The organism is Vibrio aerogenes (assembly GCF_024346755.1).
Lineage (GTDB): Bacteria > Pseudomonadota > Gammaproteobacteria > Enterobacterales > Vibrionaceae > Vibrio > Vibrio aerogenes.
Map to the genome: position 1 here is coordinate 929,791 of NZ_AP024861.1, position 11,656 is coordinate 941,446.

General features: G+C 44.8%; 11 protein-coding genes and 1 pseudogene. 8 read left to right on the forward strand and 4 right to left on the reverse strand.

Annotated features, from left to right (window positions below):
- Nucleotides 1-25 precede the first annotated feature (25 nt).
- Nucleotides 26-689 (reverse strand): annotated as a pseudogene (locus OCV29_RS04335) (replication endonuclease); the annotation flags it as partial.
- A 27-nt stretch (nucleotides 690-716) separates the two neighbouring features.
- Here OCV29_RS04335 and OCV29_RS04340 point away from each other — a divergent pair.
- The 5 genes from OCV29_RS04340 (at nucleotide 717) to nfsA (ending at nucleotide 5,447) form a co-directional block, all read left to right on the forward strand.
- A complete protein-coding gene (locus OCV29_RS04340; RefSeq protein WP_245796843.1) occupies nucleotides 717-1,451 on the forward strand; it encodes a phage integrase in 735 nt (244 codons plus the stop codon).
- Nucleotides 1,452-1,680: 229 nt separating this feature from the next.
- Complete coding sequence (locus OCV29_RS04345) at nucleotides 1,681-2,673, forward strand: hypothetical protein (RefSeq protein WP_073603801.1); 993 nt, start codon at nucleotides 1,681-1,683, stop codon at nucleotides 2,671-2,673.
- A gap of 680 nt (nucleotides 2,674-3,353) precedes the next feature.
- A complete protein-coding gene (locus OCV29_RS04350; protein ID WP_073603800.1) occupies nucleotides 3,354-4,271 on the forward strand; it encodes a dienelactone hydrolase family protein in 918 nt (305 codons plus the stop codon).
- Between the two features lie 108 nt (nucleotides 4,272-4,379).
- Nucleotides 4,380-4,715 (forward strand): DUF1904 domain-containing protein, encoded by a 336-nt coding sequence (locus OCV29_RS04355; protein WP_073603799.1) that lies wholly within the window; start codon nucleotides 4,380-4,382, stop codon nucleotides 4,713-4,715.
- 9 nt (nucleotides 4,716-4,724) lie between these two features.
- Nucleotides 4,725-5,447 carry an oxygen-insensitive NADPH nitroreductase gene (nfsA, locus tag OCV29_RS04360; RefSeq protein WP_073603798.1) on the forward strand — a complete coding sequence of 241 codons (723 nt, stop codon included), beginning with the start codon at nucleotides 4,725-4,727 and terminating at the stop codon, nucleotides 5,445-5,447.
- Nucleotides 5,448-5,722: 275 nt separating this feature from the next.
- On the opposite strand, the gene OCV29_RS04365 is transcribed toward nfsA, so the two are convergent.
- The 3 genes from OCV29_RS04365 to rdgC all read right to left on the reverse strand — a co-directional run bounded on the left by OCV29_RS04365 (nucleotide 5,723) and on the right by rdgC (nucleotide 8,479).
- Complete coding sequence (locus OCV29_RS04365; RefSeq protein ID WP_073603797.1) at nucleotides 5,723-5,977, reverse strand: YfhL family 4Fe-4S dicluster ferredoxin; 255 nt, start codon at nucleotides 5,975-5,977, stop codon at nucleotides 5,723-5,725.
- 1 nt (nucleotide 5,978) lies between these two features.
- On the reverse strand, nucleotides 5,979-7,379 hold the full coding sequence (trhP, locus tag OCV29_RS04370) for a prephenate-dependent tRNA uridine(34) hydroxylase TrhP (RefSeq protein ID WP_073603796.1): 1,401 nt from the start codon (nucleotides 7,377-7,379) through the stop codon (nucleotides 5,979-5,981).
- A gap of 182 nt (nucleotides 7,380-7,561) precedes the next feature.
- Nucleotides 7,562-8,479: a recombination-associated protein RdgC gene (rdgC, locus tag OCV29_RS04375; protein ID WP_073603795.1), complete on the reverse strand. Its 918-nt coding sequence runs from the start codon at nucleotides 8,477-8,479 to the stop codon at nucleotides 7,562-7,564.
- A gap of 192 nt (nucleotides 8,480-8,671) precedes the next feature.
- On the opposite strand from rdgC, the gene phoB reads away from it, so the two are divergent.
- Genes phoB through OCV29_RS04390 form a run of 3 tightly spaced genes read left to right on the forward strand, consistent with a single transcriptional unit; the run spans nucleotide 8,672 to nucleotide 11,651 of the window.
- Nucleotides 8,672-9,361 carry a phosphate regulon transcriptional regulator PhoB gene (phoB, locus tag OCV29_RS04380; protein WP_073603794.1) on the forward strand — a complete coding sequence of 230 codons (690 nt, stop codon included), beginning with the start codon at nucleotides 8,672-8,674 and terminating at the stop codon, nucleotides 9,359-9,361.
- 20 nt (nucleotides 9,362-9,381) lie between these two features.
- Nucleotides 9,382-10,683 (forward strand): phosphate regulon sensor histidine kinase PhoR, encoded by a 1,302-nt coding sequence (phoR, locus tag OCV29_RS04385; protein WP_073603793.1) that lies wholly within the window; start codon nucleotides 9,382-9,384, stop codon nucleotides 10,681-10,683.
- 29 nt (nucleotides 10,684-10,712) lie between these two features.
- Entirely contained in the window at nucleotides 10,713-11,651 is a 939-nt protein-coding gene (locus tag OCV29_RS04390) for a PstS family phosphate ABC transporter substrate-binding protein (RefSeq protein WP_073603792.1), read from the forward strand.
- Nucleotides 11,652-11,656: the final 5 nt, after the last annotated feature.

Below are 11,656 nucleotides of genomic sequence, written 5' to 3' on the forward strand. Positions count from 1 at the left end.
TATTTTTACTCAGATTGGTATGATGTGACCACGTTGTGACGTTTTTCACGGTGTCTTGAAGCTTGGCTTTACGGTTATCTGAGTATCCAGCCCGAAGCCGTCCAAGTTTTTCGAAATATACTTAGCAAGGTAGGCCACGGCACCGCCTTCTGTACCATCCAGCAACTTAGCATCAAACCGGACTTTCATTGCTTTGTTTTTCGGCTTACAAGACGCATTATAAAGTTCTGTGCTCTCCTGTTGATACTGGTAGTTTTGAAGCGCTTTGATAAACGTACCGGCTTGTTCCAGTGGCATGAAAAATACACCGTGCCAGTGCGGTGTACCGTCCTGATACGGTTCAACCACTCTTAAACCACTCTTAAACCGTAATAATCCAGTCCGTGACGGTCTGCCCAACTGCGAAAGCGAGACCAGTTCAGGCTCAGCCATGCATGGGCATCACGCGGACAACTGCCATCAAAAGCCGGGTTCTCAATCCAGTAATGACCGCGCTTTTTCAGGCGGTGAAAGCGGCTTGCTGTGGTCATGGTGATAAACACCGCGGCATGGTTATTTGCATCGGCGTATTCCTGACAACCGGCGATCCGGGTCATCAGTTCATGGCGGCGGTTTTCCGGGTTGGCCTGTGATGAAGCGTGGACTTCCGACATATCGACACAATCACCGTGCTCTGATTCAATGACCATATCCGGCTGAGAAAATTACTTTACCGGATGTCTGAGCGGTTAGGGAATCCGATTGCTTCAGACCTGACCAACGAGCATTTCGCCAAATACCGGGAGCAGCGGACGCAGGAAGTCAGCACGACAACGGCTAACCGTGAACATGCTTATCTACGGGCGATGTTTAACGAACTCAAGCGCCTTGGGGTGATTGAGTATGATAACCCGGTGCAGCATATTCGGCAGTTTAAAGAGCGTGACGGTGAGCTACGTTTTCTGACTCATGATGAAATTGATAAGCTTCTTCATGCTTGCCAGCTTTCCAGCAATGAACCTTTGATTTATGTGGTCAAAGTCTGCCTTGCCACCGGGGCGCGGTGGAGTGAGGCAGAATCACTGAAAGCATCGCAGGTGGCCGGAGGGAAGATCACTTTCCTGAATACTAAGTCAGGCAAAAACAGAGCTGTACCAATCAATGATTCGCTGTTTGCTGAACTGATTAGTATTGGCAAAACAGGTGATGAGAAATTGTTTCTCTCCAGTTTAAGCGCTTTTCGCAAATCTGTAGTTAGAGCACAAATTCAGTTACCCAGAGGGCAGATGTCCCACGTTCTGCGCCATACGTTCGCCAGTCATTTTGTCATGCAGGGTGGTAATATCGTTGTATTGAAAGATATTCTTGGGCATAGCGAGATCACGACAACAATGCGGTATTCACACCTTGCACCTAGTCATTTGAGTGATGCGGTGAGGTTGAATCCGTTGAATATGCATCAATCTTTGTAAGTTATACCAAGAACAATTCTCTTCACCTTTCTATACTCAATAAAGATTCACAGTGTCTTAAGCTGTACGTCTTTTGATTCAAGTGATTTTAGTTTGATCACGTTCACTGGTGGCTTAATAACAGCCGGATCAGGTGTTAATGGGTCATTGTCCGTTTATTGGGTTGTTATAAGGCAATGAATGGAAGCCTATAACAATGAATAAAATCCAATTTGATAAAGGTTGAAATATGCATGCACAAATAGAGAAGCCAAAGAACATAAAAGAAAGGCGGTTGGTTGCGGATGCTGTTGTTCAGAAGAAAAGTAATAGGAAACAAGGTTTTGGTTTTGTGGATAATCGTTCTGAAGCTATACAATTCAGTTTTGGAAAAAAAGTAGACCATAGTGAAGTGAGCGCAGGCAGGATACTACAAAGAAAAGCTGAAGTTGTAGTTGATCGTGAGGGACTTAAGGTTAATCGAGATGGAGATCTAAAAATAAAAGAAATCATGGCGATTGAAGATAATACGTTAGATAAAGCAAAAGACACAAAAAAGACTTACAGGCATATGTCTCCTAAAAGCCTCAGGTTAAAGATTGCGGAGAATGAATTTCAACATGACTTCAATCAAAAAACAGAAGTGCAATACGTGGCTAATCAACTTAATACATTGCAAAATGCTTTAACATCTTGGGAAAAACAAACTGAAGAATTAGGTGATCAATTCTTTGGGGGGGCGGAACAGAATGCACTAATTAGCGATAAAGCCGTAGATTTCATAAGTCTTGCATATATCGGATATAATAACAGCGCAGCTATCACTGACGAAATACTAAAAAAAGATTGGGGAGCATACGCGAATCATTTGGTATATGAGCTTTTGGCAGAGTACAAAGTAAAAAAAGTTAAAGAAGAAGCGAACAAAATCTCCAATTTTAAGGATAATCCTGGTGATAAGCTTGTCGAAACATGGGGGGAGATATTTTATAAAAAACTAGTAGAAGAAATAGACCAAACAGCGAGCCAAATGAAAATAGAAGTCACACATGCGGCCGATATAAAGAAATTAAAAGAAGCAATGTGGACCATAAACAATGACAATATAAAAGTGTTTTTGAACAGTGTTGTAGATCTAGCAACACTAGCCAACACAACTCTTAACGATAAAAAGTATGCAGGCCCCTTCAATAAAAATGGTTTACCTAATAGAACTTATTACAAAGAGCCTTTCTTTAAATGATTTTCATGTAGTAATATAAAGAATAATAGGCAGTAAGTGAGGTGCAGAACAGTGTACCCACTTTGTGTGAATTGAAGACCGTGAGAATATGTGCGTCCACATAACGTAAGCCCATAACAAAACCTAAAAGCCATTAAAAACGTCTTTTAGCCCGATTGTGAGACTGTTCATCACGCCACTTCACCCCAAAAAACCGCATCCCCGTGTGGTTTTTTTATGCTGAAAATTCAATAACCATTCATTTGAGCTATTTATTCAAGATCACGACCACTGATATTGACGAGCTTATTTTTGTTTCGCTGCGACCCCATACGACCCCATACGCCCAATGTGAAATTTCCCCTTTTTGTAACTTATTGATTTTATATTAGTGTTATGGGTTTTCCAAATCCGCGTGTTGGGGGTTCGAATCCCTCCACCCCTGCCATTACAATTTGCATAATTATGCAAAATAGAAACCCGCTCATTGAGCGGGTTTTTTGTGTTTGTAGTTAAGAACTATTCATTGGTTTCCAGATTTTATACCGATACTAAATACACATGATCCATTTCCTGCCGATAATTCGATTCAGACAGTCACTGTTTCGTAATGAGAATGATTCTTTTAAAACTTCCACTTTCTGAACTGAATGCGCTAATCTGGAAAGATGTTCAACCTCAATTCAGAAAGAGAGTGCTTTATGTCTGAAAATCATCCGGTGTCGACAGCCAATTCTCCTGAGAGTGTTATTCCTCAGGAAGCATTTGATTGGTATGACGAGTATGCGCATGGTCTGATTGACCGGCGGGAGTTTATGCAGCGGTTATCTGGTCTGGCTGTGTTGGGTTGGAGTATGACAGCTCTGACAGCCGTTCTGATGCCTGATTATGCGCAGGCTGAACAGGTTTCATTTAATGACCAGAGAATTAAAGCAGAGTATATGGAGTTTGATTCTCCAAATGGACATGGGAAAGGACGTGGTTATCTGGTCATGCCACGAAATATCGATAAAAAACGACCAACAATATTAGTGATCCATGAAAACCGTGGACTGAATCCTTATATTAAAGATGTAGCAAGGCGTTTAGCGGTGAAAGGGTATATTGCTTTTGCACCTGATGCGTTGTTTCCGCTTGGTGGTTATCCCGGCAATGATGATGAAGGCCGGGCGATGCAGAAAAGTCTGGATAAAGGAAAAATTGAGCAGGACTTTATCGCCGCCGCCAGAGTCATGAAAGCTCTGCCTCAGGGGAATGGTCAGTTAGGTGCTGTTGGTTTTTGCTTTGGTGGTTATATTGTCAATATGCTGGCAGCAACCATGCCAAAAGTTCTCAACGCTGCGGTTCCTTTTTATGGAACACCGGCTGCCAGTTCTCTGAGAACCGCAGTAAAAGGACCATTACTGATTCATTTTGCTGAGCTTGATAAACGGGTCAATGCGACCTGGCCGGATTATGAGCAACAGCTGAAAAGTAATCAGGCGGACTATGTCGCTCACATTTATAAACAGGTCAATCACGGCTTTCATAACGATTCCACCGGCCGATATAATGAACCAGCAGCAGAACTTGCCTGGCAAAGAACACTGGATTTTTTCGATAGTCATCTTTCCGGATAGTTCCTGATGTTTTGAAAACATTTTTGTTCTGAAAAGAAAAATGCAGGCTATGTCGCCGTGAAGTATTTATGTTGTTATGATGCTTAAAAATTTCACAGGAAGTAAGACATGCCTCATTTTCGTTTCCGTGCCGTTGAGCCGCGACTTGTTCAGTCACTCTCCAAGACGCTGATTGATGACTTTCAGCAACCCATGCAATCCCCGCGGGAAGATTTTACTTTTGAATCCATTCATACGACCTTCTATACCGAGGGTGAGCCAGCATCGATGTATCCTTTTGTTGAAGTGTTATGGTTTGACCGGGGACAGATGATTCAGGATCAGGTGGCGGTTACGATCACAAAGCGGATCAGAGATGCGATGTCAGATCCTGAACTGGACGTTGCTGTGGTGTTTATACCGCTTCAGCCACATCAGTATTATGATAATGGCAGTCATTACTAAGGAGATAATATGAACGACGTCATAGAGACCATTTTATCCCATCGTTCGATAAGAGCTTTTAAAGATACGGAGATATCTTCAGAGCAGCTTGATTGTGTTCTTCAGGCGGGTATTGCCGCCTCTTCATCCAGTTTGATGCAGGTTGTGTCTGTGATCCGGGTGACAGATAAAAATAAGCGCACAGAACTGGCCCGTTTGGCGGGGAATCAGGCCTATGTTGAAACAGCAGCCGAGTTTTTGGTGTTCTGTATCGATTATCAGCGTCATTACACATTGAATCCTGAAGTTCGTCCCGAGTTTACTGAGCTGACATTGATTGGGGCAATCGATGCCGGAATTATGGCGCAGAATTGCTTACTGGCTGCGGAATCGATGGGGTTGGGAGGCGTCTATATCGGTGGATTAAGAAACTCACCGAACGAAGTCGATGCGTTACTCGGACTACCTCAGCATACTGCGGTCATGTTTGGTCTGTGTCTGGGGGTACCGGATCAACACCCGGAACTGAAACCCCGATTGTCGCCGGAAGTGATTGTGCATGAAAATCAGTATCAGCCGTTGGATGTCGATAAAGTGAAAGCATATGATGAGGTGATGCAGGCATACTATCAGGCTCGCTCAGAAAATGTGAAGCAGCAGGGCTGGTCAGATCAGGTGACCAAAAAGCTCAGTCAGGAGTCTCGTCCTTTTATTCTGGATTACCTCAACCGGAAAGGATTAGCCCGCCAATAGCTCAATGGCTATTTGTATAAAAGTAATACCATTCTAAGTCATTTTCTGATCTGGATATATCTGGTTACGCAAACCGCTCAAGCCATCCATGGGCGCTTAAACAAGGGCATCCATGCCCTTGTATGTTTGCTCCACCAGACACATCCAGATCATCAGTTTATTTTCCAGATTGGTATAAAACTCGTATAAAAGTAAAATTCACATCAAACGTAAAAAAGTCCGCGATCAGTGGCTGATAGCGGACTCTTTCTCACAAGACGATTTTGTATTGCTGGTTAAGCCAGTCCCTGAATAATGACAAACTTTTCCAGCAGCTGTTCATCTGTTTCGATATGTTCAGGATCTGTGATGATACAATTGTTGATTGGACATACAGATTCGCATGTCGGCTTTTCATAATGCCCTTTACACTCAGTGCAAAGCGACGGGTTAATTTCATAGATTGAATCACCCATCGAAATGGCATTGTTAGGGCACTCGGGTTCACACATATCGCAATTGGTGCATTTGTTGGTAATCAAAAGCGCCATATTATTTGCCTGTTGGATTCCGGGTATCCTGACCTTCGCCCAAATTACGCATCAGCAGCGCAAATTCGAGATCGACATCTTCCGGTACCGGAATATAAACAAAATGTCCGTTGCCTTTGGCATCATCAATGGCTTCTGCTTTACGGTTTTCCATCACTTCAAGGTTGAAATGAACGTTACCGCCTGGTGTCATCAGTTCCAGACTGTCACCAAGACAGAATTTATTTTTGACCTGAACCTCAACTAAATCGCCACGTCGTTTTCCGGTGAATTCCCCTACAAACTGCTGAGCTTCTGAAATCGAGTAGCCATAGTCATAATTTTGGTAAGCATCGTGAGTATGACGACGCAAAAAACCTTCGGTATAGCCGCGGTGAGCCAGACTTTCCAGTGTTGACATGAGTGTGGGATCAAAAGGCTTGCCTGCAACCGCATCATCAATAGCTTTGCGATAAACCTGAGCGGTCCGGGCACAGTAGTAGAAGGACTTGGTCCGGCCTTCGATTTTTAATGAATGCACACCCATCCGGGTCAGACGCTCAACATGCTGGATCGCCCGCAGATCTTTCGAGTTCATGATATAAGTACCATGCTCGTCTTCGAACGCTGCCATTTTCTCTTCCGGACGGTGGCTTTCTGACAGCAGCACCACCTCGTCGGTTGGCTTGCCCAGACCAATTGTATTTTCCGGACGTTCTTCCTTCACATCGATGGTCTGAGTTGTGTCTGGCGTGAATTGTTCAACGATCTGTCCGGCATCATCTTCTTTGCCCTGTTCGACTTTATATTCCCAGCGACAGGCATTGGTGCAGGTTCCCTGATTTGGATCCCGTTTATTCATGTAACCTGAAAGCAGGCAGCGACCGGAATATGCCATACACAGTGCGCCGTGAACAAAGACTTCAAGCTCTGTTTCCGGACATTCCTGACGAATTTCTTCAATTTCTTCCAGAGAAAGTTCACGGGAAACGATAACCCGTTCAACCCCGTTTTTAGCCCAGAATTTTACCGTTGCCCAGTTGACTGCATTCGCTTGTACTGATAGGTGAATACTCATGTCAGGGAAGGCTTCCCGGACCATCATGATCAGGCCAGGATCGGACATAATCAGCGCATCCGGTCCCATATCTACCACAGGCTTTAAATCCCGGATAAAGGTTTTCAGCTTAGAGTTATGCGGCTGGATATTACACACCACATAAAACTTTTTCCCCTGTGCATGGGCTTCATCAATGCCGATCTTCAGGTTCTCGTGATTGAATTCGTTGTTACGGACCCGAAGGCTGTAACGAGGCTGGCCAGCGTATACTGCATCTGCGCCATAGGCGAATGCATAACGCATGTTCTTCAGGCTTCCTGCTGGTGAGAGAAGCTCAGGAACAAATACATTGTCTGTTGTCATTGCTCTTTCCAAATCTGATTTCAAGTCAGGCTGACACCACCAGATGGTGTCAGAGGGCGGAGATTTTACGTGAAAACGGGCTGGGATCCCAGCTTTGATTGTGGAAAAGAACAATAAAATTCAGAGGAAAAAACGATGCAAGATGAGGTGCGGATGCACCTCTGATTTGTGGCGTTCATTGCTCAGGAAGAAGCAGCTTCAGGTAATCCGCCGAATGCTTCGTGGAGGAAAGGCAAAAGCAGTGCGAATTCTCCACACATCAGGGAAAAATCTGCATCAAACCGGGCTGCGAAGTCTTCTCTGGGAATGTCCTCATTTTGATCAGTCAGATCATCACTGTATTGAACCCGTTTAAGGATGGCGTCATCGGAGAGCATAAATGACACACGATCGCACCAGGAAAGGCCAAGTTGAGTCACCACTTTATTGGCCTGAATATGATTGAGGATTTCATCACTGGTTAAATCCTGCTTTTTACAGCGGATGGTCGCGCCATCATCCAGAACAGATTTTAATTCGGCTTCATCCAGTAATTGCAATCCTTCCGGCAGATTTCCATCCTGTACCCAGCTTGTCATCACTGTTTCCAGTGTTGCTTCAGGGATTGCCGGAATAACCGGCAGGCTACCCATGGTTTTTCTGAGCAGCGCAATCAGATCTTCAGCTTTTTTATAGCTGCTGGTGTCGACCACTAATAAACCCAGGGAAGGCATAATCAGCAAATAAGTTAACTGGCTTTTGGAGAATGCTCTGGGCAACAGATCGATAATAATATCGTCTTTGAGGTTGTCTTTTTCTTTTTTCTTTAATGGCCGGCCTTCTTCAGCTTCAAGCGCGGAGACTTTACTCGACAGAGAATCTTTGATGACCGATGCTGGCAGTATTTTCTCTTCTTTTTTAGCGCAGATGAGAATACGGTCTTCAGATACATGTGTCATCATTTCACTTCCTGATCCTATGACACTGGTCCATCCCGTTTTTTGTTTATCCTGACTGCCACAGGGAGTGAAACGAAATTCAGCCAGTTGCTTTTCCAGCTGGTCGGCGTTGAATTCAATGTCACGATTGAAGCGATAAATTACACAATTTTTAAACCACATAAGTATTCTCTTATCCTGCTTTCAAACCGAATATCATAGGGGAAACAGATGGGAAATGCATAGCCTGTTTTCAAAAAAGCCACATGAACCGAATACGAAAGTTATATGAAAATTTGTTTTCAAAGGTCACAAAAGTGTCATAATTATTTTTAATAATGCAGAACGTTGATAAAAGATAAAGGCTAATCTGTTATGTCAAGAAGGATTCTCGTGGTCGAAGATGAAGCGCCTATCAGAGAGATGTTGTGCTTTGTTCTCGAGCAGAAAGGTTACCAGGCTGTTGAAGCAGAAGATTATGATACTGCCGTGACGAAACTGGCTGAACCTTTCCCTGATTTAGTGCTCCTTGATTGGATGCTTCCCGGAGGAAGCGGCATCAACTTCATCAAACATATGAAGCGTGAAGAGCTGACCAGAAACATTCCGGTTGTGATGTTAACCGCCCGCGGTGAAGAAGAAGATAAGGTCCGGGGCTTGGAAGTTGGTGCTGACGATTACATTACAAAACCATTTTCACCCAAAGAACTGATCGCGCGTTTAAAAGCCGTGATTCGCCGGGTGACACCAACTGCATTAGAAGATGTGATTGATGTTCAGGGGCTGAAATTAGATCCGGTTTCCCACCGGGTGACGGCGAATGAAAAAGCGCTGGAAATGGGGCCAACGGAATTCAAGTTGCTGCACTTTTTCATGACACATCAGGAGCGGGTCTATAGCCGTGAACAGTTATTGAATAATGTCTGGGGCACGAATGTTTATGTGGAAGACCGGACTGTCGATGTTCATATCAGACGACTGCGTAAAGCATTGGAAGATGCCGGACATGATAAGTTGATTCAGACTGTACGTGGTGCCGGATATCGCTTTTCTGTTAAATCTTAAGGCCAGAATAAAGGAATACAATGGTTGAACGTTTAACCTGGAAAAGGCTGGCTTGGGGGCTGGCTTTTTTTTACTCTCCCTGGCTGGTGATTGGCTGGATTTTCGGTTTTATGCCCTGGCTGTTGCTGTTTGCGACGGCGATTCAGCTGATCTGGCATCTGAATAATCAGATGAAGTTGTCTGTGTGGTTGTGGGATGATAAACGTTTGACACCGCCATCAGGAAAAGGCAACTGGGAATCCCTGTTTAACGGAATTTACCGTTTGCAGCAACGACAGCGTAAGAAGCGTAAAGAGCTGACGAATCTGATTCGCCGTTTTCGTAATGGTGCTGAGTCTTTGCCTGATGCTGTTGTCGTTTTTCGTGATGAAGGGAATATCGTTTGGTGTAACAAGCTTGCACAACATTTGCTTGGCTTTCGCTGGCCTGAAGATGAAGGCCAGCCGGTTTCAAATCTGCTTCGTGCACCAGATTTTATTAAATACCTCAATAAACGGGATTTCTCAGAACCTCTGGAAATTCATTCTCCGCTGAATGTGGAAAGAATGCTGGAATTACGTATCGTACCTTACACTGAAGGTGAGCACTTACTTGTTGTTCGTGATGTCACTCAGCTGAAACAACTGGAAGGTATGCGGCGAAACTTTTTTGCCAATGTCTCGCATGAACTACGTACGCCAATGACAGTGCTGCAGGGTTATCTGGAAATGACCGAGGATCCGGACATGATGACCGGGCCGGTTTGGGTGAAGGCTCATGGTGTCATGACCGAACAGCTGAACCGGATGAATAGTTTGGTCAATCAGTTACTGACGCTTTCCAAGATTGAAGCGGCGCCGATGCATGAACTGGAAGATGTGGTGGATGTACCGGAAATGTTGACCGTTCTGGAAAAAGAAGCCAGTAGTCTCAGTGGCGATGCGAATCATCAGTTGCACTTTGAAATTGATCCGGCCCTGAAAGTGTTAGGTGATGAAGATCAACTGAGAAGTGCGATTTCAAATCTGGTTTACAATGCGGTGAAGTATACGCCGCCGGGTGCGGAAATATTTGTACGCTGGTATGACTCCTATCAGGGGGCTTGCCTTGAAGTTGAGGATAAAGGGGATGGGATTGCACCACAGCATTTACATCGTCTAACCGAACGTTTTTACCGGGTGGATAAAGCCCGTTCCCGTGATACGGGAGGCAGCGGTTTAGGGCTGGCGATTGTGAAGCATGCACTGTCTCATCATGATTCTCATTTAAATATTCAGAGTGAAGTGGGTGCCGGGAGTGTATTCTCTTTTGTCTTACCAAAACGATTAGTTGTCGCCGAATGAAGCAGAGCGTGTTGTACTGTGTTGTCTTGATGGCCTGTGTTTGTAGTTTCCGGGCGTTTGCAAATGATTTGCTGGCTGATGACAGATTGCCAGTGTATCAAAAAGGAGAAAGTGTCTCCGGAAATCTGCTTTCTGTCGGTTCTGATACTTTAGCCGGTGTGATGTCGCTCTGGGTTGAAGCCTTCCATAATTATTATCCCAATGTGAATGCTCAGGTTCAGGCATCCGGTTCATCTACGGCACCCCCTGCTTTAATTCAGGGAACGGCTCAGTTCGGCCCAATGAGTCGGCCGATGCGTAAGAGCGAGATAGAAGCTTTCGAGCAGGCCTATGGTTACAAGCCGACGGAACTCAGGGTCGCAATTGATGCGATTGGGTTGTTTGTGCAGAAAGATAATCCGGTTCAGGGGCTCAACTTCGAGCAAATTGATGCCATTTTTTCTGCAACTCTGCGTTGTGGGGCCGTCCACAAGATTGAATCCTGGTCACAACTGGGAATTCAGTCCCGTTGGGCCAGAAGATCGATTCAGCTGTTTGGCAGAAATGCGGTGTCCGGAACATATGGTTATTTTAAGAGCCATGCTTTATGCGGCGGTGACTTTAATGCGCAGGTCAATGAACAGCCGGGTTCAGCATCCGTGGTTCAGTCAGTGGCTTCTTCCATTAATGCGATTGGCTATTCCGGTGCCGGATACTCTGTTTCCGGTGTGAAACGCATTCCGGTTGCGCGGACCGGGAATCACTATATCTATCCGACCCGGCAAAATATACTTTCCGGCCAATATCCGCTTTCCCGCTTTTTATATCTGTATGTGAATAAGAACCCGGCCAGATCTTTATCACCGGTTGAACAAGCGTTTATCCGGTTTATTTTTTCAAATCAGGGCCAGTTACTGGTTGCCAGAGACGGATATATTCCCGTCTCAGCCGGGATAGCAAGAAAGGAACTGGCGAAAGTCGGGCTTTAGCAGCC

What these genes read in the sequence shown, in the direction of transcription:
- OCV29_RS04340 (WP_245796843.1), top strand. Translation starts at nt 717, where the DNA reads ATGTCTGAGCGGTTAGGGAATCCGATTGCTTCAGACCTGACCAACGAG.
- OCV29_RS04345 (WP_073603801.1), top strand. Translation starts at nt 1,681, where the DNA reads ATGCATGCACAAATAGAGAAGCCAAAGAACATAAAAGAAAGGCGGTTG.
- OCV29_RS04350 (WP_073603800.1), top strand. Translation starts at nt 3,354, where the DNA reads ATGTCTGAAAATCATCCGGTGTCGACAGCCAATTCTCCTGAGAGTGTT.
- OCV29_RS04355 (WP_073603799.1), top strand. Translation starts at nt 4,380, where the DNA reads ATGCCTCATTTTCGTTTCCGTGCCGTTGAGCCGCGACTTGTTCAGTCA.
- nfsA (WP_073603798.1), top strand. Translation starts at nt 4,725, where the DNA reads ATGAACGACGTCATAGAGACCATTTTATCCCATCGTTCGATAAGAGCT.
- OCV29_RS04365 (WP_073603797.1), bottom strand. Translation starts at nt 5,977, where the DNA reads ATGGCGCTTTTGATTACCAACAAATGCACCAATTGCGATATGTGTGAA.
- trhP (WP_073603796.1), bottom strand. Translation starts at nt 7,379, where the DNA reads ATGACAACAGACAATGTATTTGTTCCTGAGCTTCTCTCACCAGCAGGA.
- rdgC (WP_073603795.1), bottom strand. Translation starts at nt 8,479, where the DNA reads ATGTGGTTTAAAAATTGTGTAATTTATCGCTTCAATCGTGACATTGAA.
- phoB (WP_073603794.1), top strand. Translation starts at nt 8,672, where the DNA reads ATGTCAAGAAGGATTCTCGTGGTCGAAGATGAAGCGCCTATCAGAGAG.
- phoR (WP_073603793.1), top strand. Translation starts at nt 9,382, where the DNA reads ATGGTTGAACGTTTAACCTGGAAAAGGCTGGCTTGGGGGCTGGCTTTT.
- OCV29_RS04390 (WP_073603792.1), top strand. Translation starts at nt 10,713, where the DNA reads ATGGCCTGTGTTTGTAGTTTCCGGGCGTTTGCAAATGATTTGCTGGCT.